Here is a 25,274-nt window from a genome sequence, read left to right as displayed (position 1 = left end):
CCGTCACCTCAATTATTAAAACATTCCAGGTATATTCATTCCACCTGTCATTTTTTTCATTTCACCTGCTGATTCATCCTCAGCTTTTTTAAAAGCTTCATTACAAGCTGATATAATTAAATCTTGAAGCATTTCTACATCATCTGGGTCAACTACTTCTGGTTTTATTTTAACATCAATTAATTGTTTCTTGCCATTAACTACAGCCGTAACAGCACCGCCACCCACAGTAGCCTCAAAGCTTTTATTTTCAAGGTCCTTTTGCATATCCTCCATTTGCTTTTGGAACTTTTGTGCCTGCTTTATCAAATTGTTCATGTTTCCTCCGCCCATTCCTGGGAATCCACCTTTTGCCATATATATACCCTCCTAAAATAAACTAAATTAAGTTTCAGTATTTTATATTTTACCATTTAAAACATCATTCATCAATAATATCAACTATTTCTTCTCCAAAGGTCTGCTTTATTATATCCTCTGGTGATAACTTTGTTTCCTCCTCATTTTTTTCTACACTATACTGCACTTTTATCTTTTCTTTAAGTATCTCTGAAAATATATCTTCAACTTTTTTATTATTTTCAGACTTTTGTAAATTCTGCTTACTGAAATTATAACTCTTTTTAAATCTCACTTCTATTATACTATGTTTACAGCTTACAGGTTCACCATTACTAAGATGAGCACCTAATACTCTTAATCTTCTAGCTTTAAAAGTTTCAAGTATGTCTTTCCAGACTTTTTTTACATCATCTAAAGTTAATTTTGATTCAATATTTATAAAATTATCTGTTATTTCTACAGAGGATTTATTTTCTTCATTAACACTCTTAGATATTTTTCTTATATCCTGTTTTACATCATTTTTCTTGGATGCTTTATTATTATATACTATATTTCCATTCTTTATCATACCCTCAAGTTTATTAAGTCTTGCAAGTATAATTTCATTAGAGGTATCATATTCTATTTTACACATTTTTATGACAGCTAATTCTAGATATATTCTACTTTGCTTACTCCACTTAGACTCTTCTTCTGTATCCTGAAGTATTTTTATATACCTCATAATTTCTTCAACTCTTATTTTTTCAGACTGTTCTCTAATAAGCTTTATATTTTCCTGTGACATATCTAAAATTTCTTCTGGATTCTTACTAATTTTAACCATCATGAGATTTCTCATATGGATTATAAGATCTTTAATAAATATATTTATATCCTTACCACTAGACACTATGCTATCCACTGTTTTCATGGCATTTTCGATACTCTTTTCTATTAATGCAGAGGTTATTTTAATAAGATATTCATTGGTCACAAGTCCAAGCATATTAATAATATCATCATACTGAACCTTACCATTTCCTGTAGATATAGCTTGATCCAATATGCTAAGTGCATCTCTCATGGCACCATCAGATATTCTTGCTATTAGATTTAAACTTTCATCATCTGCAAATACACCTTGTTTTGCAACTATTTCTCTGAGTCTTTGAAACATTTCATCTTTTTTTATTCTTTTAAAATCAAATCTTTGACATCTTGAAAGTATTGTTATTGGTAATCTTTGAGGATCTGTTGTAGCCAAGATAAACATAACATTTTTAGGTGGTTCTTCAAGAGTCTTTAAGAAAGCATTCACTGCACCCATAGAAAGCATGTGTACTTCATCTATAATATATACCTTAAACCTTGCTTCATGTGGAGGATATTGAACATCATCTATAATATTTCTTATATCTTCTACACCATTATGCGAAGCAGCATCTAATTCTGTAACATCTATTTCAAGACCAGCATTGATTTTTTTACACATTTCACATTGATTACATGGCTCCCCATTCTGAGGACTCAAGCAATTCACTGCCTTTGAAAGTATTTTAGCAGTTGACGTCTTACCAGTTCCTCTTGTGCCGCACAATAGATAAGCATGGGCTATTCTATTATCCTTAACTTGATTTTTTAATGTTATAGTAACATGTTTTTGCCCTACAACCTCATCAAAAGTTTTTGGCCTCCACTCCCTATATAACGCTGTATATCCCACTTTTTTCACCTCATTGTTGTTGAAACAAATATAAAATCCATAGTAAATAATACCCATTTACATTATACTACATTTACATAAACTAATTTAATATATAATAAAAAAAGATGCTGTATGCACCTTAAGAATTTATATTTAATTAAATGTCGTGCACCTTGTCTCGACTATAATCCATGAGCGTTACTTATACAGTTAGCTCAAACCAGGTTTTTCCACGGCACACGAAAGGGTTCACTTACCGCTGCTTCCTTCCAGATCTGACGGGGTTCATGAATTTTCGTTGCGTGGGACCAAGCTCTCAACACCACTTATATAAGGCAGACCTCACAGATTAAAGCCTCAACAAGGACTTCAACCCTGCTATAGCGGATTGCAGGTTACAAGACACCGCTAACTCCCCATCTAGCACGACAAAGTTTTAATGGCGGAGAAAGGGGGATTCGAACCCCCGGTTGAGTTTCCCCAACACACGCTTTCCAGGCGTGCTCCTTAAACCGCTCGGACATCTCTCCATATTTTATACAATTTACAGAACAAATTGTCACGCAGTTTATTATATACTTTTAATTTTACTTCGTCAATAAGTAAATATTAGCATTAATTATTAAATATTTTGGTTTTACTGTAAAATACAGAATAGGAGCAAGAAAAGACTAAAATCTCTTTTCTTGCTCCTATTTTTATTATTTTAACTCACTTACCATTTGAGTAACTTCAGTTTTAAGCTGTTGAACCTCATTCTCTGGTGCATCCTTAGTAGGATACCAAGCTCTTTGTTTCATTGCATCAAATACTTTATATTGAATATCCTGAGCACTTCTAAAATTATTTACAAGTGTATTTCTTAGATTAGCACAAGATGTTTCAGTTATACCTGTGCTGTAGGAGGAAATAACTTGTTTTTCTGTGGCTAATAGATCTTGCATCATTTCCTTTTCACTAAAATTACCATTGCTCTCCATAATATATACCTCCAAATTTTTATTATTGATGTGAATCAAGATAAGTTTTTAAACTATTAAAATTTTCTCTATGGGCATTACTTGCTTCAGTGCATAGTGACTTAAGCTGAGCATCATTACAACAATCTGCATATTTATGAAATTTTTTATTCATTAATAACTCATATTCAATTTCATCTTTAATTACCTTTAAATTATTGGCTTCTATTTGCTTTGAAGCTGTAGCATTCATAATATGACCTCCAGTTATTTTTTAATATTTTATTTCTAAATTATTTTACCCTTTTACAAATAAAATATAATGTCAATAAGCACCAATATGAAATTCTATCATATATTATTTTTTTGTTATAATTACATGAATTAATTTATTTTTTTTTAGTTATGTTGTAAAATAATGTTTGAAGTAATTCTATCTCAAGTATACTTATTAATTTCAAAAATATAAAAGGAAGTGATAAAGTGAATCCAGTAGCATTTACAATATTAGGTTTGTCTATAAGATGGTATGGAATTATAATAGCCTGTGGTATGTTAATTGGTATTATAATTGCTAATTTCACATCAAAAATCAAAGATATAAATTATGATGAACTATTTAATATAATTTTAATAGCCTTGCCCCTAGCTATAATAGGCGCAAGATTATATTACGACATTTTTAATTTTAGTTACTACAAAAGCAATTTATCAGAAATTTTTAATACACGTCAAGGTGGTCTGGCCATACATGGTGGTGTTATTACAGGTTTAATTGTTGCATATTTATATACATATTATAAAAAGCTTAATTTTTGGAAGTATGCAGATGTAGCTGCACCTTCAATAATACTAGCTCAAGGAATAGGTAGATGGGGAAATTTTTTTAACCAAGAAGCTCATGGTGGGCCAGTTTCTGCTGCTTTTATAAGCCATTTCCCGAGTTTTATACAAAAGGGAATGTATATAGACGGTATTTATTATCATCCCACTTTTTTATACGAATCAATTTGGGATATTTTGGTCTTTATTGTATTATTTATATTATTAAAAAATACTAAAAAAACAGGAATTGCAATATTTACCTATATAGGTTTATATTCTTTAGGAAGATTTTTTATAGAGGGCTTAAGAACAGATAGTCTTATGCTTGGTCCTGTTAGAGTAGCACAGCTTGTAAGTTTATTTGGTATAGGTATTTGGATAGTATTTTTGCTTATACTTCGCAAGAAAGGTGATTTTTTAAAGTAGCTTAATTTTATTATTAATTTTGAAAATATATTAATTTCGGAATAGATATTCACTTACTTTAATACCATTATGTATATATACTGCATAAATGCTATTTATTATGAATAAATCTTACTGAGTGTGAGTTTGCTTCTCACACTCAGTTTAAATGATAATTAATTTAAAATCTGAATTTTATAAATAAATAACTCTATGCAATTTATTTAATACATGCTATTTAAATATCTTGTACCATATGTAGTTTTAAAATACTTATCTTTTATGACTTCAATAGAATCTTTTTTAACGTTATCTTCAAATATGTTAACTAAAAAATCAGATTCTACTAATATCTGAAAATCTATATCATCTATTTTTGAATAAGTATGATGATTTCCTATAATATACAGTATTCTGTTTAATATTTTACTATCAAGATTAAATTTCTCCAATATTTCTTTTGCTACCTTTGGCCCCTCTAATTCCTGATATTTTCCTGAGGATGAATTATATTTTTTTTCACTTATTTTTATACCTATATCATGTAAAACTGCTGAAATTTCTAAAATAAACTGTTTATCATCATCCAATCTTTCTAAATTACCTATATTTTGGGAAAGCCCATGTACTTTTAATGCATGATTAATTCTAGATACATCATTTCCAAAATAATTGATCATGGATTCTATTATTTCTTCTATCATTCTACACCTCATAATAACTAAGTTTTTATAGTATTATATCAAATATTAACAAACAAGTTAAGCTAAGGTCTCATTAAATTATTTTTCAATTTAACACCAAAATAAAATACCAATAATTTAAATTATTGGTATTTATAAAGCACTTTATTATTGATTGCTTTGATTACTTTGATTATTAGAATTTTGTCTATTACCTCTTAAACCTTGCATTACTTTATCTGCTTGTTCCTGAGTTATAACCCCATCACTTACTAACTTACTTAAAGGATTATTTCTAGGTGTGCCTGTTTGATTATTCTTACCATTACCCTGTGTAGTATTATTTTGTGAATTTCCTTGATTATTTGGTCTCCTTCTACCTTGTCCCATATTATTCATATTTGCTGTAAGAGAATCTAATATTTTAGTAGATTGATCCTGCGTTATTGTACCAGCCTTTACTAATGCCTGAAGATCTTGCTCATATCTTTGTTTAACAGCATCTGCATTAAAAGTTCTTCCACCATTTGACCCTGAAGAATTCTGAGAACTACCACTATTTTTGCTTTGGCATCCCATAATTAAAAATGCAGACATAGTTAAAACCAATAGCATTATGGCTATCTTATTAAAAGTTCTAAACTTTGCCACTTAAAACACATCCTTTATAAATAATTTATCTATGAATAATAGTTTAGATTGGTTCTGTGTCTTTAATTTGGCAAATTTGTTAATGTTTTATTAAGGTATATTCATTTTAAAATCTCTTAGTTAGGTTAAAGCTCTGTAATACCTTTATTTTAAATAATTTCTAAACATTTTTTATTTTCATTGAAAATTATGGCGGAGAGAAAGGGATTCGAACCCTTGGCGGAGTCACCCCCACAGCAGTTTTCGAGGCTGCCACCTTCGACCTCTCGGACATCTCTCCTTATTAATACACTTAATTAGTCTCTTGCAGAATTTCGCAAGCATTGATTTGACTAGCTTTTAGTCCTTAGACTTTTATATTTTACTTATTATGAAACTTAACATATTAATTAATTATACTATTATACAAGTATAAATCTCAAGCATGTATTTTCACTTTTTTATTTATTGTCTTCTTTCCTTAAAAAAATCCTTAATAATTTTACTACAATCTTCTGAATATATCCATTTAACCTCTGTATTATAATTTAAATATTCATTTTGAAGCAAATTTACAACAGATCCTCCCGCTCCCATATTGGGGTCAAAAGTTCCTATATATACTTTCCTTATTCTAGACGCTGAAATTGCAGCAGCGCACATAGGACAAGGTTCTAATGTTACATACATTTCACAACTATTCAATCTCCAATTTTTTAATACCGAAGCTGCTCGCCTTATTGCCAATATTTCTGCATGCGCTGTGCAGTCCTTCAAACTTTCCTTTAGGTTATGAGCTCTCGCTAATATTATATTGTCCTTAACTATAATAGCACCCACCGGAACCTCTTTTATTTGTTTTGCTCTTTCAGCTTCTATTAATGCCTCTTTTATATATAATTCCTCCATATTTTTTCTCCTACCTATTTATTTAATGCTATAACATTATGAATATTAAATTCTATAATAATCATTACACTTAATTTATATACTTTTATCCTATATTGAGCAATTAATCTCTACAAGTATTGTTACTGCTAAGATTACACGCAAAAAATTTTTAATAGAGAATTAGGTATTATCAATGAGTTGCAAGGTTATTTGCCGAGTTAATGTTTGTATTATATAAATACGTCCGCTTTATCACAACAAAAGAGACACCAGTTATAACTGGTGCTAAATTAAAATATATATTTAAAAGAAGTAATCTTTACATTTTTATAATAGTAAATTAATGTTACAATTTATTTTCCATATTGTAACTATTGTATTTAAAATTTAAACATATTTTGTCAATTAAGATATAAAATTCAATACTGATATTTAATTACAAATATAAAAGAAACACTTTAATAATTAAATTATTCTAGTGTTTCTTACTTGGTGCACCTAAGAGGATTCGAACCTCCGGCACATGGTTTCGATTAAACACATTTTAATGATATATTTATTTAATTGTATTCCCTCTTATCCATTGGTATTGCTAGCTTTTCTCTTATTCAAAGTTATTGTTATTTTCAGTTTATCAATAACTTTGGAGGGAAAATGGAGGGAATTTTTAATGCTAATTTTTATTTATAGCACTTATGATCCATAACAATAAAATGAATATAAAAAGCATGTCCAATTAATCTTCCCAATATTCTACTTGGCGTTGGATTATTATTGGGATAAATTCTAATAATACAATACTTTTTAGGGCAACAAGATTTAATATATTCATTACTTGAAAAATCAGGATGGCACTTTGCTTTAATGGATATACCCTTATCTTCAATATATTCTAGCCCACGTTCCTTGCTAATAGAATGTATTTGTACTAAATCCATAGATGATAATTCACATAATCTATCAATTATATCTGCTTTCATATCCCTTGTTAAATTTTTAAAATTGTATTCAGAATTTGTACTTAAAAAAGAGAAGTTAAATTGTATACGCTTAAATTTATAACTTCCCTTTATATCTTCTTTTGAAGGTTTCTTTTTATCACTATTCTTTAGTTTAGGCATTAAATGCTATACCTCGACTATTTCATTACGAAAAAATTCTTTAATCAATTCATTATTTATAATTTGTCCTTGCTCAGTTTCTTTCCATGGTTTTTCGTTGTGAGTCATATTTCTTAATTTCCATGCTGTGTATTGTCCAAATTCCTTATAAACAAACTCTAACATATCAATGTTTTCTTTATCTTCTACTAGTTTTTTATATATCCCTTCATCATAAGGCTCAGGTATGTATTTTATACCGTTACCTCCGTTTTCTTTATATTCATAGTACACATCTACAACTACAGGGCCATGCTTCCATGCAACAATATTATCGGAAAATAATGGGTAGTCTTCAATAGCCAAATGAACGCCTTGAGCATAGTATAATAGCTTTTGTATCTTTAGATTGGTCATCTCTTCTATTTCGCTATCTTGTTGTTCTTCTGCGTAATTTCTTATTAAAAACCATCTAGCTATTTCTTTTGCTTTATACATAATGCTCTTACCTCCATTCATAAAAATATACCTTATATATAATATTCAATAATATCGCTATTATTTCCAAAAAATATTCTTAATATTCGCATTTTTAATTTTTATAGTTTTTTGTATATATTTTATTATAATTATATAATATTATATCAATAATACCTAACTTCACTAAGGTTCATCTAGTTAAATTGTTAATTTGCAACTCATATTTACTTCTATTTTCTATGTTTATTATATATTTTCTTATATTATCTTGTTATATTTATATTTTTCTCAATATATTAGCATTTTAATCAACTATTCTTTAATTATATAATATAAAGGTTTGCCATTAAATGTTCATAATAAAATTATTGTATATTTCTAAAATTCCTGGTAATACTAAATTAATAGAAAACTAAATAGAGGTGAAGAAACTATGTTATTAACTATTAAGGTTCTTGACATTAAAATTATTGCCATACGCGTAGAATTTAATTAAATTTTACGTGTCACTTCCAATATTATTTGGGAGTGAGCTCTAGTCGGTTATTAATAAATAATGTATACATAGCTTTTCACAAACGGAATGAGCGGAGAAATCCGCTCTATTATTTTATAATCTTGATACTTTTATTCATTTTTACCAATAATACTATAGAGTTTATTTTTAAACTTTTCATTTGTTTTTAATTCATTAAAACTTCCATCTTCATCATACCTTTTTATATATTCAACACACTTTACACCATAATAAAAATCTAATTGATCTAATATTTTTATACACTGATCAATTTTATCCCATCCACATGCTCCATTTAGATTAGCTAATAACCATAAATTTTCTTCAATGTCTTTTTCTAATAAATTTCCCATATCATCTAGTATTTTAGCTACTTCTTCATAGTTTCCTCTGGTTTGCTCCATATCTATCATAAGTTTATATGTATCTATTTTCTGATTATCTTCATTAGAGTCTTTAATTAATTCTAATGATTTTTTCAAAATTTTTTTCATATATATGTATGTTTCATAAATATCACATGTTGCAATATAGGACTTACCTAATTGAAAATATAATTCAGATAATTCACTTTTAGATAGCAAATTTTTAAATTCATCACCTAATTTTATATTACTGTTAAGTAAATCTCTTAATTCTTTTACCCAATATCCTTTTCCACTCAAACATTTATCTATCTTTAAATCATTTAATTCAACTTGTAATCTAGCATTTCTAAATTCTAGATTTTGCCTTAAAATATCTAATTTCATATATTCATCACGTAAATTAACAATCTCTAAATTACTTTCTTTTATTTTTTCTTCTATTTCTGCTGTATTTATTAAAATATTTTCTTTTATCTTATCAAAATCTTTTATCTTTACAAATTGAAACACCGATATTGATGCTACAATTACAGTAAAAAAAATTGCACTTACAGCTATTGTATTATTAATCCTTCCAGTTGCATTATTAGCTAATGCATTTATAGCATTTGCTTGATCTACACTATATGCCTTTGTTAATGGAATAGAAATGTTAACATCTTGCATTCCTTTACTAATAAACCAAATAACAACAGCAATTAATATTGAAAATATTATAAAATAAGCTATCCCATTTATATTTATTATATATATTTTTTTACTTTTATTCTTCATAATACACCATCCTTTAATTGTATATTATTCTACAAAATTTAACATTTACCTCCTACTATTTTGTTTTTATTATGAAACTAAAAATATTCTAAAATAATACTTTAAAAAAATAAAAAGGATACCCACATAATGAGTATCCTTATAACAGCATTTCCCCTACCATGACCAAGTTGTGTAGAAACTTCTCTTAAAGTTTCTCTATTGTAACCTTCACCTACACGCAGCCCTCTACAGTGATGATTAATTTCATGCGTATCATATTCTGTAAGTTCGTTGTGCAATTCTTGAGCATATTGACGTAGATTTACATTATTAAAATCTTTATCTTGTTTTTCTCTAATGCATTATTGCATAATTTATGAATAATTATTACCTACATGTGACACAATAATTACATAATTTAACGTTGACTTAGACAGCGTAAAGGCGAGAAGTACTAATAAGACATCATTGATGCTTGGTAACACTCGTTAAGCCTTCCAGCTTTAGCTGGTAAAATTCCAAGCAAATGCTTTAAGCAAGGCGTTTGGAAACATAACTTAATTTTAGGAATGCCTTAAATACAGTAGTTAACTATTAACATAGGTTATGTTTAGGCGGATGATACTAATACATTATTAAAAGACCAAAACGGTTAACTATTAACATAGGTTATGTTTAGGCGTACAGATAATCACCTTAATTTCAAAAACTTTTTTGTTAACTATTAACATAGGTTATGTTTAAGCCTATCTGATCTTTGTTTAATTGTTGTGTGTATAAGTTAACTATTAACATAGGTTATGTTTAAGCTATGAGCTCTTCCAGGATTATCACAGTCCGGAATTGTTAACTATTAACATAGGTTATGTTTAAGCCTAAGGTGTATGCCCCCCATATGTGCTATTTTCAATTTTAATCAATTTACTGTTATTTTTTTGATTAAGTTAACTTTATATCTAATTATATAAAATTATAAAAGTCGGTGTATTTGGGAATATGAATAAATGTATAAAAATAACCATAAAAAATTGTAATCAATTAAACTTTACAAATATTAATAAGACATTAAGTAATATTCGATATATGACATGTAAAGCCAGTAATAAAGCTATGCAAATGTACTATATGTGGGAATATGAAAGAATGAATTATAAAAAATTAAATGGTCAATATCCTATAGATAAGGATCTATTTGGCAAAACATATAGAAATGTTGTAGAAGGATATATGAAGGAAATAATGAATATAGTAAATACATCAAATGTAAGCCAAACAAATGCATTTGTGTTAAAAAAATGGAATTCTGATAAACAAGACATTTTAAACTACAGAAAATCTGTAGCAAGTTTCAAGCTAAATATGCCAATTTATATTTATAATAAAAATTATAAAATAATACAAGGAAATAATGGATACGAAATAGATGCAGCTATATTTAACAAGAAACAAGATTTAAGGCACGTAACTTTTAATATTGATAAATTAGATAACAACAAAAAGGTTACTTTAAATAAAATAATAAGTGGTATATATAAGCAGGGAGCCGCTCAGATAATTCAAGATAAAAAAGGTAAATGGTATTTTATAATTAGTTTTAGTTTTGTTCCAGACATTAAAGAATTAGACAAAAATAGAATTCTTGGTGTAGATCTTGGAATAACAAACACAGCAACATTACAAATATGGGACAATAATGAAAAAAAATGGGATAAATTATTATATAGAGAATGTATATTAGACGGTAAAGAGTCAATTCATTTTAGACAAAAAGTAGAAGCTAGAAGAAGAAGTATGTTAATCTCCTGTAAAGTTGCAGGTGACGGAAGAAGCGGACATGGTACTAAAACTAAAATTAGATCTGCATCAAATATAGGAGATAAAATAAATAATTTTAGAGATACATTAAACCACAAGTATTCAAAATATATTGTAGATTTCGCAGTAAAACATAACTGTGGAACTGTACAATTAGAAGATTTAACAGGCTTTAATCCTGAAAATAATTTTCTTAAGTCTTGGCCATATTTTGATATGCAAAGTAAAATTAAGTATAAGTCTAAAGAAAAAGGAATAGATATAAAAATAATAAATCCATACAAAACAAGCCAAAGATGTAGTATATGCGGTTGCATAGATAAATTAAATAGAGATTCTAAAAATAATCAATCAATATTTAAGTGTATTAATTGTGGATATGAGGAACATGCAGATATCAATGCTGCTAAAAATATAGCACTTCCTAATATAGAAAAACTTATTAAAAATTTTGCCAAAATACCTTAAAAATCTTTTAAATACTTCTGTTCAAAACTTATATCATCCATTACACTTGAATAATTATATTTTCTTGATTTTTTCTTATAAACGTGCACTTCTCTAGCCTTTTCAATACCCCAAGGAGTACGCCAGAGCTTGCCATAAGCTCTCTTTTTTATATAATTTATTTTTGAACTGGCAACACTGAATAACTCTCCTATTTCATTATGGTTCATACCCTTATTATTATCCCATCCATGATGCAGCTTTAATATTTCTCTTTCCTTCAAGGTTAAAGCTTTGTCCATTATTGACTCTAATTCTAACCTTAATTCCTGGTTATATATTTTCTCTTCCACATTCTCAAAGCTATAGTCTACTCCCTCTATATAGTCAAGTAATTCAGATCCATCTTCTTCTCCTATAGGTATATTTAAACTTGCTTCCTCATTAGTATTTTTACTTGTAACAAATCTATTAATCTTTTGGTATATCCAGTATACAGCATAGGTACTAAATTTACATGAATTCTTAATATCAAATCTATATTTATCTGCAGCGAGTATTAATCCCAAGAATCCCTCCTGGATTAAATCATCCTTATCTATAGAATTACTTTTTTCAACATAGAATTTATTAGAAAGTTTATATACTAGCCTTTCATTCAGCTTCACAAGCTCATTTAAAGCTTTTTTATCCCCTTTCTTATACAATTGTACTAATTCTTCATTACTCATTACCATCACCCTTAAATTGAAATAAGAGCCTATTTAAAGGCTCCATTTCTAATTAAAATTTTATTCCCATAGTCTTTTCCATAATTGCTTTTGTGTCATTCAGTTCCTTTTCCTGGGCGGATTTTTCTGCCTGTGCCCTTTCTGCCTGAATCCTTTCAGCTTCCTTATTCTCTAGATCAGCTTTTCTAATCTTTAAATATTCTGCTGCCATTTCCTCTGTACTCATATTATTAACATCCTTTTCAAACATAATTTTACCCTCCTAAAATTTATTTAAATACGTTCTTATATATAATCGTGCTGCTTTTTCCATGATACCTGCTCGTTTAATAACAAGATCTTGTTCAGACAATTTAATTTCCTCAACACAGTTATAAACATCTCTGTGGTTTTCAAATACTTTTAATACTGCCTGCTTAATATCATCACTTACAGAACATTCTCTTATCTCATCTTTAATTTCATGCATCTGATGGATTTTATCATCAAATACATCGATGCTGTCAAGAAATTTTTGTTTATAGTTTCCTATATCTTCCCTAGCTTTTTCAAGTTCTAATCCCTGAATAAAATCCTCAATATCTTTAGCAGCTTCCTCAGGAGTTATTGTCTTAGTTAGTGGTATAACAATTATTTCATCAGCACTCTTAACATTGACTTTTAATTTTTGTAGTTCCTGCTTTAATACCAACAATTCCTGAAATAATTCATTCGTAGGATTATTATTATATTCCTCCTGTTTAGCATCAATTTCAATTTGCTTATCATCTACTTTTTTCTGCATATCCTTTATGGCTGCACTTTTTTTACTTTTATTAGTAATTGTTTCATTACGATATTCATTTAATTTATTAATAAATTGTAATTTACTCATTGTACCTCCTATTTAAGCTGCTTCTTATTTTTAAATTGTATTAAAAGCTCTTCTAAATGGTTTGTGTCGCTTGTATTATCAACATCACCATTAGATGTATCAATAATTGATGTAGGATTACCATATATTCTATTAATTAAATACTGGTTAGCAGCCAGGCACACACGTTTATCTGACTTATCACTTGCCAATTCTTTAACATTATCTATATAGGATTTTAAATCACGTAAGATGTAGCTATTTCCTTCATTAACGATCTCATGTTTTCTGCTTTCAATTTCAGCTTTAATATTATCTTTTTTAATCCAGGAATATATAGTTGATCTGGTAACTTTCAATTTTTTTGATATATCCGTTATATTACGACCTTGCATAATCATTGTTATCATATCTTCCTGCTGCTGACTTATAACTTCACTTAACATATACTAGCCTCCTTCCCTGATGATTTTTTCTCCCAGTAACGATCCTGTGCTGCCTTAACTTTATCCTTATTTTTAGAACGCCACTCCCTCATATATTTATTTCTCTCCTTCCTTGCCTTATCATCCATAGGATCACTCCTTTCCTAAAAACTAAAAAGACCGCAGGAACAATACTCACATACCTCAATAAAGGTACATAATATATTTTCCCGCGGTCTTATGTTAAGCCTTCCATTCATATGAATGGGGTACTTCAATATTTAATTTATCTTCATATTTATTATAACATAAAAATTGATGTAAATCCAGTAATATCAATAGTTTGACTTAATTATTATTTTTATTAGCATTGCTTTTCCTTAACTTTATGATCAACTTGTAACACTCTATTTCAGCTTTAACTATCTCTTCCATCTTACAATACCTTCTAAATAAATTTAATATCGCTATTTACTATCTATCGTGTAATTAATTTTATACTATTATTATATTTTTTTCCACTTTAACAGCTCCTGGAACACTGGAACTATATTATTAGTATTACAATAGTTAGTGTAGTCTCTCAATATTAAAATGCTCATATATAATTACCTCTTGATTTGGAGATCCAAAAGAAGTAGAATGTAGTTGCTAAACTATTATTGTCTTACTCATTTGGGTAAGCCTTTTTTTATTTATCTAATAGGTCCAAATGTATTCTTTTATATGGACCTTCTTTTTTATATTCTTTAGATATACTTTTTATTTTGAAAATACCATTAAAAGCTGCAATTATTTTTTTCTTTTCTGCTTCATTTGAATATGAAGCTTTTATTCTAATCATAACAATCCCCCTATAGCATAGTTACTTCTTCCTCTGCTTCCCCAAGACACTTTAAATCTGTTAATCCGGCCTTAACACCTTGTTTAAAATAATATTTGCCATAACAGTTACTTTGATAATCCTTTATATCAATAAGCTTATTAATCAATACTTGTAAATTTTTTGGTGATTTTAACTTCAATTCATTTATAATCTTATCCTCATCTTTTAACAAATCCTTATATTCCTCTGAATTGTTTAATTCTTCACGCTCTAAAGTGTCACAAACATAGTAGTACTTTAATTCCATAGTTTTATCAATAATATTTTTTAATATTTCATTCATTAAAATTCACTCCTTTTATTTTGCTTTACATATTACAATTGACTTTTAAAAATACCACGGAAAATGTGGAACCCATGGGCCGGCTCGCAACGAAATTGTGATTTAGAAAGATACCCCCTGTTTCGTATCGTGAACTGCGTCAAATTTTGTTTTTACGTAATTCATATGCTATTATCCTAATGCACCATATATCGTATAAACCGCATGGTTACGCCATTCTTATACGTATATTTAATATAATCATTGTATCAACTTTGTATTATACAATAACCAATGTATATATATGCATAATAATACTACATATACATATAATATGCATTTGTTATACATTGCTCTTTTTTAGTTCAATGCTAATAATATTGTTAGTATTGAACTAAGCTGTGGTTTTACATCAGATGTCCACGTCTGCCAAGCTCAGCCTTAGTATAAACAACAAATCCTCTCTCTTTCAATCATACTTATATCAACATTTAACACCCATTACAGAATTAAATACTAACTACGGTTTGTTACGTCGACACATATACACTAATTCTTAGGACTTTAATACTTCTTTAATTATTTTTTTAATTTCTATAATATCATTCATACTCAAAGGAATATCTTTAAATTTTTGGTTTAAAAGTTCCGCTATACTATCACTGTTTTCTACTTCGTTAATATTTTTTCTCATAGTTTTTGCTGCCTCCTTTAATTAAATTTTTTTTACTTATAACAACCTTTTTATTCACCACCTCCTTTACAGCAACATCTGATTTTAATATTTTAAATTCTACTGGTTCAATATAATATCCAGAATGCTTTGAATTATCTAAACAATGGGGAGCTACAAAACCTTCGTACTTTCCACGAGCACAACTATGACTGTGAATTCTGCCGCAATAACAACAAACTATATAAACGGATTTTCCTGTAATGGCTAATGGATAAATATGATTTTGTTCATTAATTATTTTTGTCCTGGTGTCTATGTAAAATCGTGAACGACCCTTTTTTATGCTTCTCAAATTTTCAAGAAATAATCGAGAGCCTGTATATTGATTAGTAGCAACCAGCATTTCAGTTTTATTCATTTTCAACCCCTTTACAAATACACTGACACACCTTTGACACAGAGCTGACACAGCCTTGACACGGATTAAATGGCTTAATATAAGGCTTGACGCACATGACACAGATAAATGCAACTTACTTTATATATAATATATATCTATGTATATATTATTATTTTTTCAGGTGAAAAGTTATAAAATAGTGTGTCATGTGCGTCAACCATTGATATCGCTAACTTTTATCTGTGTCACAAGTGTGTCAACTAGTGTGTCAAACTAAAGCATGTGTGTCAAGCCTACTATTTCACATTTAAATATTTGACTTCTTGTATGCTTAAACTTATTCCAGTAAAGGCTCGGAATTTTGTTGTAGCTGTTCTAAAACTCTGTACATAATCTATTCCTGGTATTTTAAGTAGCTCTTTTTTAAAGTTAGGTTGTGAAACATTTTTTAAAGAATTATCTTCACAATAGCCTTTATATTTTGAATAAAGTAGACTACTTGAACAGGCTTTACCTTCTGATATATCACATTCCTCATTAATAAATTGCAACACATTATTTGCTTGTAATTTATATTCTTCAAGAGCTGCATAAGTATATTGATTTTCTGAAAAAGTAAAATCGTTTTTAATAAGTCTCGTTAATCCCTTTAGTGCCCAGTTGAATACACCATTGATTTCTTGCTGAATTTTCACCTCTAAATCTTTATCGATAACTTTAGGTTTCTTATCAAATGGAATTATAATAAATCGTCTATAAAAGCCATCTGTTCTATCAGTGTAGTTTGCTGGCATTTCATTACAGCTAAAAAGTAACCTTGCTTTATTTTTAAAATAGAATATACCCTTGTGTTTTATCTCTCCTTTAATAAAATCTTCACCTACAAGAGCTTTAAATACGCCAGTATCTTCAAGAGGGGTTTGTGGTAAATCTGCAAATTCATTAACTAACTTTCCATAAAGTTCTGCTGTGTTAAATCTATCCCCTAAGCTTTGCCAAGATATATTACTTATATTTTGCTGTCCTAACAAAAAACTAACTGTGTTTAAAAATGTAGATTTACCAGTACCACCTCTACCTTTCAACACAAAGAACTTTTGAGCTTTTGTTTCTGGTATGAGCAAGTATCCTAATATTTCTTGTATTAATGTTACATTCTCCATTTCCAATGCTTCAGCAATGTATTTCATAAAAATTGGACATTCAGCATTCTTATCATAAGTGGTATTTAGTTGTATTGTACTTAGAAAATTTTCAGTATGTTCTTTAAATTCTTTATGTTCAATATCTAAAAGTCCATTTTTTAAATTTATAATGTATTGATATTTATTAAGTTCATTTTCTTTTTTTAATATTTCATACCGCCATAAGTCAACTACTTCTGTTATTGTTCTACTTTTAACGTATTGATCTTCAATATATTTTTTTACTATAGCCCCTGCTTCATAATCTGATTTTTTAACATATGAACCTTTATCATATATATAAAATTTCTCTGCTGCATAAACAGAATGAACTGTATTAATTAAATGTCTTGATAAAATACCAGAATTTATTGAAACTCTTTCTTCACCTCGACTATTTGTACTTACAATGTACCATGGAGGTAATTCACCTTCTTTTTTAATACTTACATCTTCAGAAGTATATTCTTTTGTATTTTCAATAAGCTTCAGAAGTTCTTCCTTTGTATGACCTTCGTCTAACCAGTCACTTATATCCGATTTATCCGGCATTCCCTGAAATTCAATCATTTTTATAGTAGATACATAGCTTTTTAAACTTTCTGCTATATATCTCATATGATGGCGACCTGCTCCATCATTGTCAGGAATCAGCACCACATTAGCACCTTTAAAATATGGATTATAGTTTTCTCTCCATTTCTGTTTTTGTACACTCTTGGATGCACCATCAAAATTACATGTTGCTGTAAATCCCAGTTTTACCAAATTGTCGGAATCTTTTTCCCCCTCCACTAAGAAAATTGTCTCCTTATTTTTTACAGCCTTTATCACTTCAGGCAAATTATATATCACAGGTTCCTGCTTCGGAAACTCTCTTGTTACTGAATTCTTTCTTTCTCTTTTGCTCCAATTGTTGCTTCCAGTGTAAGTTTGAAAATATGTTCCTCCATCTAATCCCCACACTGTAGCACCATCTATGCTTCTTCTTTGTGTAAATCTCTTAGGATTAAATCTTACTTTTTCATATAAAACCTTGCCATTTTCATCCTTATATTGATAAATAGCTGCTATATTATTATTAAATGAATTAGATTTTCCTTGTAATGGTTGGTCCCATAAATCTGACATCTTAAGGCCTACTTTTTCAAGGATATCCCTTGTTGTGCATCCAGCATGACAAGTAAGCAGAGTTTTATCCTGTTTATGGCTAATACTTAAACTTGCTTCACGATCTTGATGACAAGGACATGTCGCTTTACATGTATCTCCATGATCTGATTTTATTTGAAAATAAGACTTAATCATACTATAATTCATTATTATCACCACTTTTCAATTAAACAACTAACTTTGTAACGTGCATTGTTTCTTATTTTTATGTGTATTTTTTTAATTTTGCTCTTTTGATAAGAGCTCTTTTTATATTCCCATAGATTTTGCAATAATCCATAAAGTTCCTATAAAAATCATTCCAGATAATAAGCCCCAAAAATAAGCTAAATTTTCCTTATTTTCTTTTTCCATGAACTCCTCCTCTAAAAATAATTCTCTTATATTTTTTAAAGCTGCTGCCCTGCTAAACTCTCTATAAACTCATTTAGCTTAGACCTAATAAAATAAAATCTATTTCCAAACTTCACTACAGGTGCCCCCTCCATATGGCACATTTTATAAATAGCTGTCATACTAAAACCCTCTGTTTTATGAAGCTCCGTTGTACCTATTAATTTACTGTTTATATTAGTATCAAGAATTTTATACTCTGCCATTACTTAATTTCCCCCTTTAATAGCTTCTCTCTGTGCTTTAATAGCACTTCCAGAGCTTCTTGGTGTATTCCCTTGTCTTTTGGAGTATCCTTTGGAATGATACTCTCTAAAGCTTTTATCTGTTTGTTTAACTTAACTAAATCGTCTGTAGGTATTACCTTTATAGGCATAGTAACCACCACCTTAAACAGAAATAGAATTTTCAACATTCTGATTTATTGTTAGATACTTCTTTTGGATCATAGACTTAATTTCTTTGTAATCAAGTCCTAAATCAATAAGAGCTGCAACTTGTTGTTCTAATTTTGCTACTCTAGCAAGTTGTTCTTTATCAAAATAATCTTTTAAATTACCACTCTTACCTATACCGAATTGAAGTTTTAAATCTTTGCTACTTTTCCCAAATAGAGTTTTGTAAACCAAATCAGTAAAATGCTTGTACTTCATAGCCTTATGTGGACTATCTGGAAGTTTATCAATTGCCTCTGTTAAAATATTTCTCTGTTCCTTGCCATGAACTCTCTCAATTCTTCTTTTTGTAAATTCTTCTCTCATTTCAAAGAACTGTTTTACTAAGTTAAACTTAAATTCAACAACCTTTTCAGTATTTTTCATAAGTGTTATTAAAAAAGTTGACTGCTGCTCATTTAACTTGTATATTTTTATGTTTTGTACTCCTCCATTTGTTTCTAAGGGTATCATTTGAAATGTAACCCTACCCACCTTTTTCAAATCCTTAATGTAAGTTTCTATAAGTTGCCTTACTGCTCTATGTTGCTGTCCACCATACTCTGAAATAATCTTACTTGTTGTATATGGCTCTTCATTTAAATTTTTAGATTCAATAAATACTAATTTCACTTTTCTCACTATCCAATCATTAAATTTTTAAGCATTGGGCTGTCCAAATTTGAGTTGTCCTATTCGTTGAAAAAAAGTTCATCAACTGGTGTTTTTAATCCCTTAGAAATAAGGATTTTCGTACCTATTCTTGGATTATTAGATTTTCCGCTTTCTAAATCGCATAAATATGACGGACTTACACCTGTCAACTTGCTTAGTTCTCTAAAAGATAACTTTTTCTTAGTGCGCATTTCTTTTAATTTATTCACGCAATCCACCTCCGTTCGCTCACTGTACATATATAATAGCACGCGTTCTTTAACCGTACAATATTTGTTTATGCCTTTTCCCGTAGTTTATATTTAAATATCTTGTTTTTTCTTCATAATTCTATCCTTTACTATGTTTTTTAAATTGTTGTATTTCTATTTATTAAAGTGTACGTTATAATATATTTGTACGTTTAAAGTACAAGGAGGATATGAAATGAAACTGTCTGAACTATTAAAAGATAAAAGAAAAGCTAAGAAACTAAGTATTAGAGGTTTGGCAAGAATAGCCGGTGTTAGTGCTAGTTATTTGAGCGACATTGAAAAAGGTACTTCCTCTAACCCAAGAGAAGGAGTACTTTTAAAGCTCTTTAAGGCTCTTGACATAACAAGGGATGATATTTTTAATTGTAACGATATAATATTCAATAAAGATTTAGTAGAAGCAATTTCCACCCCTGAAAGTAAAAAAATTGCCAATGAAGCACAAGAAGAATACAACAAACTTCAAAATGATAGTAAAAAAAAGCTTGTAGAACAACTAAAATCCTTAAACTTTTATATTGATAAAGATGGAGACGATATAATATTGTCTTATGATGGGAATTCATGTAACTTAAATAATAAAATTTATAATAATTTTTCAACTGATATAGACAAAGCTATTATGGGAATAGTTCTGTATTACATTCATAATTATAAATAATTAATAGAAAGGAGTTAATCAATGCCAACAAAAACCAATGTTATTAAAAATGGCCAACAATATTACAGAGTATATCTGGAACTAGGAAGAGATTCAGAAGGCAATCGTAAAAGAAAAGAATTCTATGGTAGATCTAAAAAAGATGCTGAAGCTAAACTGGAAAAATATAAGAATGGATTGCACTTAGGCTTATCCACTGATTATGATACTTTAACAATTGGTAAAACATGCAAACTGTGGTTGTTTGAAAAGGTTAAGAACAGTGTAAAGCCTTCAACATTTGAGCGATATGAGGCTGTATACAGACTATACATAAAGCCTTCTCCATTATATTCAGTAAAGTTAAAAGACCTTAAAAGCCTTATAATACAACAATATTACAATAGCTTAATAAAGAATGGTAAAACTCCTAATGTAGTTTATAACTTAAATAAATTATTGAAAATGTTTTTAAATTATTGTGTAGCAGAAGGCTTTATCGTTAAAAATTATTGTTCACCTAAATCTATAAGCATACCTATGGAAAACAAAAATTCAGATGATAGTATAAAAGTATTTACAGTTGAAGAACAGAATAAGTTTATAGAAGCCGTAGGAGGTCATAGGCTTAAAGCTTTATTCCTTCTTGATTTAGGTACTGGATTAAGAATTGGTGAGCTTATAGCCCTCACATGGAATGATATAGACCTGGTTAATTACACCTTATCAGTAAATAAGGCCATAAAGGGTACTTCTATTTTTGAAGGTGATAATAAAAAATATCATCTTATAGAGCAGACTCCTAAAACTAAAAGCAGCTACAGAACTATCCCATTCCCTAGAAGTCTAGTTCCAATATTAGAGCAATATAAAGAAAAAAAGGAATCAGAAAAAGAGAAATTTGGTAATGATTACATAAAAAATGAATATGTATTTTGTACTCCTATAGGTAGTGTAATAGATCCCAACAATTTAAGAGGCATGTATAGAAGAATTCTAAAAAAAGCAAAAATAGACTATAAAAAATTCCACAGTCTGAGGCATACATATGCTACACGTCTATTTGAAGCTGGTGTACCACTAAAAACTGTTCAAACCTTACTAGGTCATAATGATATATCCATTACAGCTAACATATATACTCACGTAATGCCTGAAGAAAAAGTTAAGGCCATAGATAAAATAAATTCTATATTTGATAACTCCAATGAAAATTCCGGAGGGAAAAAGGAGGGAAAATAAAAATACAAGCAAACTTACATTTCTGTAAACCAGCTTGTATCAACACATTTGGTGCACCTAAGAGGATTCGAACCTCCGGCACATGGTTTAGGAAACCACCGCTCTATCCTACTGAGCTATAGATGCATACCTTTCACTCTAGTATTCTATTATAGTTTAATTGTAATGTCAATTCAATATTACTTTTTATAAGAAATTTTTAAACTAAATATAATTATTATTTACAATTAATTGCTTTACGCACAAGTCCTTGTTATTTCTCAAATGAAGAAATTCATTGTCTGCTAACAGCAAAGGTCTTTGAAAATCATTTTTATTCACCTGTATTATCTTATATACCTTATCGTTATTAAGCAATACATTCTCTCCCATGTAGTAATTTATTACATGATTTAGGAATATGGTACAATAGTTATAATCTAATTTTCCTAAATTATCCTCTTTAATTATTTCCAAAGCCTCAAAAGGTCCCTTGCTCTTTCTATATCCTCTGTTTGAATTAACCGCATCAAATACATCGGCAATAGCAATTATTTTAGCAAAAGGATGAATTGAATTAATACTTTTTTATAAAATTTTATTATCTACATATACTAAACATATATTTCATATAAATTTGAATTCTATTAATAATCTTATCTAACTATTATAATGGTTAATTTTTATATTAGAAAATTTTTATATTTAAACACTAACTTTATTATTTAAAATAAAGTTATATAATTTTATTACAACAATGTATACATTTTATCATCTAAATAAAGAATATTAAATATAAATTCAGTGGAATTTTCTTACTATTCTTGAATTTACAATTTTTTATTTATTTGATATGATTGTATTATAGTATAATATTATATATGGGAGGTGTATATGATGGTAGATCAATTAAAAAAAGCTCTCCTTGCTGGTCTGGGTTCAGCTGCTTACACCTATGAAAAGGCATCTAAGGTCATAGATGAAATGGTTATTAAAGGTAAATTAACTATTGATGAAGGTAAGGAATTATCCGAGGAATTAAAAAAAGATATAGTATCAAAAAGTGAAAAAGTTAAGCCTGTAACCAAAAAAGACATTATAGATATATTAAAAGAAACAAATTTTGCTACAAAAGATGAAATTGTGGATATTAAAAATAGACTTACTGAACTTGAAAAAAAACTTAAACAATAATTTTCAACTGTAAAAGGCCCAAACTTATTTGTTAGGGCTTTTATTTTTAAGAGGAGAAAACAAGTATGCGTAGAAACTCTGTATATAGATTAAAAGAAATAGTTAAGGTACTAGCTTACTATGGTTTTGGATTTATTGTTGATTCAAAATTAAACGGAAATAAAAAGTCACCTGAAAACTTAAGAAAAGCTTTTGAAGAATTAGGTCCTACTTTCATAAAAATAGGACAAATTTTGAGTACCAGACCAGATCTATTACCTTCACCTTACATAAAAGAACTATCTAAACTTCAAAATAATGTACCTCACGAAAAATTTGACAATATACAAAAGCTTTTTTTTAATGAATTGAATACTACCATTGAAGATACATTTTTATATTTTGATAAAAATCCCATTGGATCTGCTTCTATTGCTCAAGTGCATGATGCTATTTTAAAAGATGGAAGCTTTGTTATCGTAAAAATTCAGCGCCCAGGAATTGCTGAAAAAATGAAAATAGATTTATCTATAATAAAAAAGCTATTAAATATTACAAAAATTAAGTTTACAGATGCGCTAATAGATCCCAAAGAAGCATTAGATGAATTACTTATATCCACAACTCAAGAATTAGATTTTAAAAATGAACTAAATAATATAAAGAAATTTACAAACCTAAATGAAGACGTTGCCTTCGTATCCACTCCTTATACTATTGATGAATTATGTACTAAAAAAATAATTACTATGGAAAAAATAGTAGGCATTAAAATAGATAATTTAAAAAAACTTTTGCAGTCAGGTTACGATTTAGATGATCTAGGTAAAAAACTTACACTTTCTTATTTTAAGCAAGTATTTGAAGATGGATTTTTTCATGGAGATCCTCACCCTGGTAATCTACTTATACAGAATGGTCATATATGTTATATAGATTTTGGAATAATGGGTACAATCTCAAAGTCATTAAAATCATCACTTAATGATGCAATGGTTGCTATAGCCTATCATGATATAAATAAAATGATATCTGTAATTATGTCTTTAGGTATAAGAAAGGGATATGTAAATAGGAATTCTCTTTATGAATCTATAGATTATTTATTTGCTAGCTACATGTCTGCCTCTTTAAAGAATATAAAAATTTCAGTTATGCTTCAAGAAATTTTTGAAATTTCAAAAAATAATAATATAAAACTTCCTAAAGAACTGACAACACTACTAAAAAGTACACTTATAATTGAAGGGGTTATTGCAAAAATATCTCCTGATTTATCCATAGTAGATGTACTAATACCCTATGTAAAATCTCAAAATAAAAATATATTCTTAAAGGATTTAGATTTTGATACATTATTATTAAATGGATTTAGATTTATTAAAAGTTCTTCTGAATTTCCTTCAAAGTTTGTAGAACTTTCTGATAGCTTAATTAGTGGAAGAGCAAAAATACAATTACAGCATAATAATTTACAAAAGCCTATTAAAGATTTAAATAGAATGGTTAATAGAATGGTTTTTGCCATTATTATATCTTCTATGATCATTGGCTCGTCACTTATACTTAGAACAAATATAGGACCAAAAATTCATGATATTTCTATTATAGGCATAAGTGGCTTTATGATTGCAGCGTTAATGGGATTCTATTTATTAATATCAATATTAAGATCTGGAACTTTATAATCATCTGCTGCTTATGAGTTTCTTTAAATAGTACACTATTAGTGATATTAATGGAATTATAATAGCTATAGGTATATGATTTAATCCTGTAGAAAGATGTTTAGGATAAGTATTTATCATTGACATTGTAATAGAACTAGCGCATATAAGAGTTCCAAATATAATACATAATAATCCCTAATTTTTAATGTTAAATAGTTGAACTGTTCCTAATACAGAGCAATACATAAATATAGATATTTTAAAAAATCCTCCCAGCATTAAAATTACTATAAATATAATTATTATTAATGCTAAT

At 28.5% G+C, this 25,274-nt stretch carries 32 protein-coding genes, 3 tRNA genes, 1 other RNA gene and 1 CRISPR repeat array; of the genes, 6 read left to right on the top strand and 30 right to left on the bottom strand.

Features of this window, described 5'->3' with window-relative positions; genetic code table 11:
• Positions 1 to 15: 15 nt before the first annotated feature.
• The 6 genes from CLOPA_RS00500 to CLOPA_RS00480 form a co-directional block, all read right to left on the bottom strand.
• Positions 16 to 357 carry a YbaB/EbfC family nucleoid-associated protein gene (locus CLOPA_RS00500; protein WP_015613528.1) on the bottom strand — a complete coding sequence of 114 codons (342 nt, stop codon included), beginning with the start codon at positions 355 to 357 and terminating at the stop codon, positions 16 to 18.
• Between the two features lie 64 nt (positions 358 to 421).
• Entirely contained in the window at positions 422 to 2,050 is a 1,629-nt protein-coding gene (gene dnaX, locus CLOPA_RS00495) for a DNA polymerase III subunit gamma/tau (protein ID WP_015613527.1), read from the bottom strand.
• A 146-nt stretch (positions 2,051 to 2,196) separates the two neighbouring features.
• Positions 2,197 to 2,461: signal recognition particle sRNA large type (ffs, locus tag CLOPA_RS24050), an RNA gene on the bottom strand.
• Between the two features lie 11 nt (positions 2,462 to 2,472).
• Positions 2,473 to 2,562, bottom strand: a tRNA-Ser gene (locus CLOPA_RS00490).
• Positions 2,563 to 2,733: 171 nt separating this feature from the next.
• Complete coding sequence (locus CLOPA_RS00485; protein WP_015613526.1) at positions 2,734 to 3,012, bottom strand: spore coat protein; 279 nt, start codon at positions 3,010 to 3,012, stop codon at positions 2,734 to 2,736.
• 22 nt (positions 3,013 to 3,034) lie between these two features.
• Positions 3,035 to 3,244 carry a hypothetical protein gene (locus CLOPA_RS00480; protein ID WP_015613525.1) on the bottom strand — a complete coding sequence of 70 codons (210 nt, stop codon included), beginning with the start codon at positions 3,242 to 3,244 and terminating at the stop codon, positions 3,035 to 3,037.
• A gap of 182 nt (positions 3,245 to 3,426) precedes the next feature.
• Between CLOPA_RS00480 and lgt the strand changes: the two genes are divergently transcribed.
• Positions 3,427 to 4,242: a prolipoprotein diacylglyceryl transferase gene (gene lgt, locus CLOPA_RS00475; RefSeq protein ID WP_278246040.1), complete on the top strand. Its 816-nt coding sequence runs from the start codon at positions 3,427 to 3,429 to the stop codon at positions 4,240 to 4,242.
• A 203-nt stretch (positions 4,243 to 4,445) separates the two neighbouring features.
• Here the strand turns inward: lgt and CLOPA_RS00470 are convergent, their stop codons facing one another.
• The 8 genes from CLOPA_RS00470 to CLOPA_RS24655 form a co-directional block, all read right to left on the bottom strand.
• Entirely contained in the window at positions 4,446 to 4,925 is a 480-nt protein-coding gene (locus tag CLOPA_RS00470; protein ID WP_015613523.1) for an HD domain-containing protein, read from the bottom strand.
• A gap of 147 nt (positions 4,926 to 5,072) precedes the next feature.
• Positions 5,073 to 5,555, bottom strand: a complete 483-nt coding sequence (locus CLOPA_RS00465; RefSeq protein ID WP_015613522.1) for a hypothetical protein — start codon at positions 5,553 to 5,555, stop codon at positions 5,073 to 5,075.
• Positions 5,556 to 5,745: 190 nt separating this feature from the next.
• Positions 5,746 to 5,835 (bottom strand) — tRNA-Ser (locus CLOPA_RS00460).
• 164 nt (positions 5,836 to 5,999) lie between these two features.
• A complete protein-coding gene (locus CLOPA_RS00455; protein ID WP_015613521.1) occupies positions 6,000 to 6,443 on the bottom strand; it encodes a nucleoside deaminase in 444 nt (147 codons plus the stop codon).
• Between the two features lie 662 nt (positions 6,444 to 7,105).
• Positions 7,106 to 7,546 carry a hypothetical protein gene (locus CLOPA_RS00450; protein WP_015613520.1) on the bottom strand — a complete coding sequence of 147 codons (441 nt, stop codon included), beginning with the start codon at positions 7,544 to 7,546 and terminating at the stop codon, positions 7,106 to 7,108.
• 6 nt (positions 7,547 to 7,552) lie between these two features.
• Positions 7,553 to 8,023, bottom strand: coding sequence for a Panacea domain-containing protein (locus tag CLOPA_RS00445; RefSeq protein WP_015613519.1), 471 nt, complete (start codon positions 8,021 to 8,023; stop codon positions 7,553 to 7,555).
• A 609-nt stretch (positions 8,024 to 8,632) separates the two neighbouring features.
• Entirely contained in the window at positions 8,633 to 9,664 is a 1,032-nt protein-coding gene (locus CLOPA_RS00440; protein ID WP_015613518.1) for a hypothetical protein, read from the bottom strand.
• Positions 9,665 to 9,765: 101 nt separating this feature from the next.
• Complete coding sequence (locus CLOPA_RS24655) at positions 9,766 to 9,945, bottom strand: hypothetical protein (protein WP_155241846.1); 180 nt, start codon at positions 9,943 to 9,945, stop codon at positions 9,766 to 9,768.
• A 287-nt stretch (positions 9,946 to 10,232) separates the two neighbouring features.
• Positions 10,233 to 10,521: a CRISPR direct-repeat array (repeat unit 30 nt; unit sequence GTTAACTATTAACATAGGTTATGTTTAAGC).
• A gap of 268 nt (positions 10,522 to 10,789) precedes the next feature.
• Between CLOPA_RS24655 and CLOPA_RS23490 the strand changes: the two genes are divergently transcribed.
• Positions 10,790 to 11,929 carry an RNA-guided endonuclease TnpB family protein gene (locus CLOPA_RS23490; RefSeq protein WP_172638594.1) on the top strand — a complete coding sequence of 380 codons (1,140 nt, stop codon included), beginning with the start codon at positions 10,790 to 10,792 and terminating at the stop codon, positions 11,927 to 11,929.
• Here CLOPA_RS23490 and CLOPA_RS00430 read toward each other — a convergent pair.
• From CLOPA_RS00430 to CLOPA_RS00380, 14 genes are all read right to left on the bottom strand, one after another.
• Positions 11,926 to 12,639 carry a sigma-70 family RNA polymerase sigma factor gene (locus tag CLOPA_RS00430; RefSeq protein ID WP_015613516.1) on the bottom strand — a complete coding sequence of 238 codons (714 nt, stop codon included), beginning with the start codon at positions 12,637 to 12,639 and terminating at the stop codon, positions 11,926 to 11,928. The genes CLOPA_RS23490 and CLOPA_RS00430 overlap by 4 nt on opposite strands.
• Before the next feature lie 52 nt (positions 12,640 to 12,691).
• A complete protein-coding gene (locus CLOPA_RS00425; protein WP_015613515.1) occupies positions 12,692 to 12,889 on the bottom strand; it encodes a hypothetical protein in 198 nt (65 codons plus the stop codon).
• 12 nt (positions 12,890 to 12,901) lie between these two features.
• Positions 12,902 to 13,513: a hypothetical protein gene (locus CLOPA_RS00420; RefSeq protein ID WP_015613514.1), complete on the bottom strand. Its 612-nt coding sequence runs from the start codon at positions 13,511 to 13,513 to the stop codon at positions 12,902 to 12,904.
• 8 nt (positions 13,514 to 13,521) lie between these two features.
• Complete coding sequence (locus tag CLOPA_RS00415) at positions 13,522 to 13,938, bottom strand: helix-turn-helix domain-containing protein (RefSeq protein ID WP_015613513.1); 417 nt, start codon at positions 13,936 to 13,938, stop codon at positions 13,522 to 13,524.
• Complete coding sequence (locus tag CLOPA_RS26350; protein WP_015613512.1) at positions 13,932 to 14,066, bottom strand: hypothetical protein; 135 nt, start codon at positions 14,064 to 14,066, stop codon at positions 13,932 to 13,934. Before CLOPA_RS26350 ends, CLOPA_RS00415 begins: the two co-directional genes overlap by 7 nt.
• Before the next feature lie 542 nt (positions 14,067 to 14,608).
• Positions 14,609 to 14,761 carry a hypothetical protein gene (locus tag CLOPA_RS25465; protein ID WP_015613511.1) on the bottom strand — a complete coding sequence of 51 codons (153 nt, stop codon included), beginning with the start codon at positions 14,759 to 14,761 and terminating at the stop codon, positions 14,609 to 14,611.
• A 10-nt stretch (positions 14,762 to 14,771) separates the two neighbouring features.
• Positions 14,772 to 15,086 (bottom strand): hypothetical protein, encoded by a 315-nt coding sequence (locus CLOPA_RS00405; RefSeq protein ID WP_015613510.1) that lies wholly within the window; start codon positions 15,084 to 15,086, stop codon positions 14,772 to 14,774.
• A 535-nt stretch (positions 15,087 to 15,621) separates the two neighbouring features.
• On the bottom strand, positions 15,622 to 15,759 hold the full coding sequence (locus CLOPA_RS24650; RefSeq protein WP_015613509.1) for a hypothetical protein: 138 nt from the start codon (positions 15,757 to 15,759) through the stop codon (positions 15,622 to 15,624).
• Positions 15,743 to 16,159, bottom strand: coding sequence for a hypothetical protein (locus CLOPA_RS00400; protein WP_015613508.1), 417 nt, complete (start codon positions 16,157 to 16,159; stop codon positions 15,743 to 15,745). Before CLOPA_RS00400 ends, CLOPA_RS24650 begins: the two co-directional genes overlap by 17 nt.
• Before the next feature lie 278 nt (positions 16,160 to 16,437).
• Positions 16,438 to 18,645: a phage/plasmid primase, P4 family gene (locus tag CLOPA_RS23485; protein ID WP_015613507.1), complete on the bottom strand. Its 2,208-nt coding sequence runs from the start codon at positions 18,643 to 18,645 to the stop codon at positions 16,438 to 16,440.
• A gap of 242 nt (positions 18,646 to 18,887) precedes the next feature.
• On the bottom strand, positions 18,888 to 19,097 hold the full coding sequence (locus tag CLOPA_RS00390) for a hypothetical protein (protein ID WP_015613505.1): 210 nt from the start codon (positions 19,095 to 19,097) through the stop codon (positions 18,888 to 18,890).
• Positions 19,097 to 19,267: a hypothetical protein gene (locus tag CLOPA_RS25460; protein WP_015613504.1), complete on the bottom strand. Its 171-nt coding sequence runs from the start codon at positions 19,265 to 19,267 to the stop codon at positions 19,097 to 19,099. Before CLOPA_RS25460 ends, CLOPA_RS00390 begins: the two co-directional genes overlap by 1 nt.
• A 13-nt stretch (positions 19,268 to 19,280) precedes the next feature.
• Positions 19,281 to 19,958, bottom strand: a complete 678-nt coding sequence (locus CLOPA_RS00385; RefSeq protein ID WP_015613503.1) for a Rha family transcriptional regulator — start codon at positions 19,956 to 19,958, stop codon at positions 19,281 to 19,283.
• 59 nt (positions 19,959 to 20,017) lie between these two features.
• Complete coding sequence (locus tag CLOPA_RS00380; protein ID WP_051115590.1) at positions 20,018 to 20,239, bottom strand: helix-turn-helix transcriptional regulator; 222 nt, start codon at positions 20,237 to 20,239, stop codon at positions 20,018 to 20,020.
• Between the two features lie 187 nt (positions 20,240 to 20,426).
• Between CLOPA_RS00380 and CLOPA_RS00375 the strand changes: the two genes are divergently transcribed.
• Both CLOPA_RS00375 and CLOPA_RS00370 read left to right on the top strand, forming a co-directional pair.
• Positions 20,427 to 20,915 (top strand): helix-turn-helix domain-containing protein, encoded by a 489-nt coding sequence (locus CLOPA_RS00375; protein WP_015613501.1) that lies wholly within the window; start codon positions 20,427 to 20,429, stop codon positions 20,913 to 20,915.
• Positions 20,916 to 20,936: 21 nt separating this feature from the next.
• Positions 20,937 to 22,136 (top strand): tyrosine-type recombinase/integrase, encoded by a 1,200-nt coding sequence (locus CLOPA_RS00370; protein ID WP_015613500.1) that lies wholly within the window; start codon positions 20,937 to 20,939, stop codon positions 22,134 to 22,136.
• Between the two features lie 49 nt (positions 22,137 to 22,185).
• On the opposite strand, the gene CLOPA_RS00365 is transcribed toward CLOPA_RS00370, so the two are convergent.
• Both CLOPA_RS00365 and CLOPA_RS00360 read right to left on the bottom strand, forming a co-directional pair.
• Positions 22,186 to 22,262: transfer RNA gene (locus CLOPA_RS00365), tRNA-Arg, on the bottom strand.
• Between the two features lie 78 nt (positions 22,263 to 22,340).
• The gene (locus CLOPA_RS00360) at positions 22,341 to 22,688 is read right to left on the bottom strand and encodes an HD-GYP domain-containing protein (RefSeq protein WP_347460067.1); all 348 of its coding nucleotides are present in this window, start codon (positions 22,686 to 22,688) and stop codon (positions 22,341 to 22,343) included.
• A 324-nt stretch (positions 22,689 to 23,012) separates the two neighbouring features.
• On the opposite strand from CLOPA_RS00360, the gene CLOPA_RS00355 reads away from it, so the two are divergent.
• On the top strand, positions 23,013 to 23,309 hold the full coding sequence (locus CLOPA_RS00355) for a phasin family protein (protein WP_041710675.1): 297 nt from the start codon (positions 23,013 to 23,015) through the stop codon (positions 23,307 to 23,309).
• 65 nt (positions 23,310 to 23,374) lie between these two features.
• Entirely contained in the window at positions 23,375 to 24,976 is a 1,602-nt protein-coding gene (locus CLOPA_RS00350; protein ID WP_015613498.1) for an ABC1 kinase family protein, read from the top strand.
• Positions 24,977 to 25,274 lie beyond the last annotated feature (298 nt).

It is taken from the genome of Clostridium pasteurianum BC1, from assembly GCF_000389635.1.
GTDB lineage: Bacteria > Bacillota > Clostridia > Clostridiales > Clostridiaceae > Clostridium_I > Clostridium_I pasteurianum_A.
Note: the sequence above shows the minus strand (reverse complement) of the source record. Positions and strands in the feature narration are given on the sequence as shown.

Bases quoted from the DNA above. Each gene is read 5' to 3' on its own strand.
- CLOPA_RS00370 (WP_015613500.1), top strand. From the start codon at position 20,937: ATGCCAACAAAAACCAATGTTATTAAAAATGGCCAACAATATTACAGA.
- CLOPA_RS00380 (WP_051115590.1), bottom strand. From the start codon at position 20,239: ATGTACAGTGAGCGAACGGAGGTGGATTGCGTGAATAAATTAAAAGAA.
- CLOPA_RS00440 (WP_015613518.1), bottom strand. From the start codon at position 9,664: ATGAAGAATAAAAGTAAAAAAATATATATAATAAATATAAATGGGATA.
- CLOPA_RS24650 (WP_015613509.1), bottom strand. From the start codon at position 15,759: ATGAGAAAAAATATTAACGAAGTAGAAAACAGTGATAGTATAGCGGAA.
- CLOPA_RS23490 (WP_172638594.1), top strand. From the start codon at position 10,790: ATGAATTATAAAAAATTAAATGGTCAATATCCTATAGATAAGGATCTA.
- CLOPA_RS00400 (WP_015613508.1), bottom strand. From the start codon at position 16,159: ATGAATAAAACTGAAATGCTGGTTGCTACTAATCAATATACAGGCTCT.
- CLOPA_RS00405 (WP_015613510.1), bottom strand. From the start codon at position 15,086: ATGAATGAAATATTAAAAAATATTATTGATAAAACTATGGAATTAAAG.
- CLOPA_RS00390 (WP_015613505.1), bottom strand. From the start codon at position 19,097: ATGGCAGAGTATAAAATTCTTGATACTAATATAAACAGTAAATTAATA.
- CLOPA_RS00455 (WP_015613521.1), bottom strand. From the start codon at position 6,443: ATGGAGGAATTATATATAAAAGAGGCATTAATAGAAGCTGAAAGAGCA.
- CLOPA_RS23485 (WP_015613507.1), bottom strand. From the start codon at position 18,645: ATGAATTATAGTATGATTAAGTCTTATTTTCAAATAAAATCAGATCAT.
- CLOPA_RS25465 (WP_015613511.1), bottom strand. From the start codon at position 14,761: ATGATTAGAATAAAAGCTTCATATTCAAATGAAGCAGAAAAGAAAAAA.
- CLOPA_RS00420 (WP_015613514.1), bottom strand. From the start codon at position 13,513: ATGAGTAAATTACAATTTATTAATAAATTAAATGAATATCGTAATGAA.
- CLOPA_RS00500 (WP_015613528.1), bottom strand. From the start codon at position 357: ATGGCAAAAGGTGGATTCCCAGGAATGGGCGGAGGAAACATGAACAAT.
- CLOPA_RS26350 (WP_015613512.1), bottom strand. From the start codon at position 14,066: ATGGATGATAAGGCAAGGAAGGAGAGAAATAAATATATGAGGGAGTGG.
- CLOPA_RS00485 (WP_015613526.1), bottom strand. From the start codon at position 3,012: ATGGAGAGCAATGGTAATTTTAGTGAAAAGGAAATGATGCAAGATCTA.
- CLOPA_RS00430 (WP_015613516.1), bottom strand. From the start codon at position 12,639: ATGAGTAATGAAGAATTAGTACAATTGTATAAGAAAGGGGATAAAAAA.
- CLOPA_RS00445 (WP_015613519.1), bottom strand. From the start codon at position 8,023: ATGTATAAAGCAAAAGAAATAGCTAGATGGTTTTTAATAAGAAATTAC.
- CLOPA_RS00375 (WP_015613501.1), top strand. From the start codon at position 20,427: ATGAAACTGTCTGAACTATTAAAAGATAAAAGAAAAGCTAAGAAACTA.
- CLOPA_RS00355 (WP_041710675.1), top strand. From the start codon at position 23,013: ATGGTAGATCAATTAAAAAAAGCTCTCCTTGCTGGTCTGGGTTCAGCT.
- CLOPA_RS00425 (WP_015613515.1), bottom strand. From the start codon at position 12,889: ATGTTTGAAAAGGATGTTAATAATATGAGTACAGAGGAAATGGCAGCA.
- CLOPA_RS25460 (WP_015613504.1), bottom strand. From the start codon at position 19,267: ATGCCTATAAAGGTAATACCTACAGACGATTTAGTTAAGTTAAACAAA.
- CLOPA_RS00415 (WP_015613513.1), bottom strand. From the start codon at position 13,938: ATGTTAAGTGAAGTTATAAGTCAGCAGCAGGAAGATATGATAACAATG.
- CLOPA_RS00350 (WP_015613498.1), top strand. From the start codon at position 23,375: ATGCGTAGAAACTCTGTATATAGATTAAAAGAAATAGTTAAGGTACTA.
- CLOPA_RS00480 (WP_015613525.1), bottom strand. From the start codon at position 3,244: ATGAATGCTACAGCTTCAAAGCAAATAGAAGCCAATAATTTAAAGGTA.
- CLOPA_RS00450 (WP_015613520.1), bottom strand. From the start codon at position 7,546: ATGCCTAAACTAAAGAATAGTGATAAAAAGAAACCTTCAAAAGAAGAT.
- CLOPA_RS00470 (WP_015613523.1), bottom strand. From the start codon at position 4,925: ATGATAGAAGAAATAATAGAATCCATGATCAATTATTTTGGAAATGAT.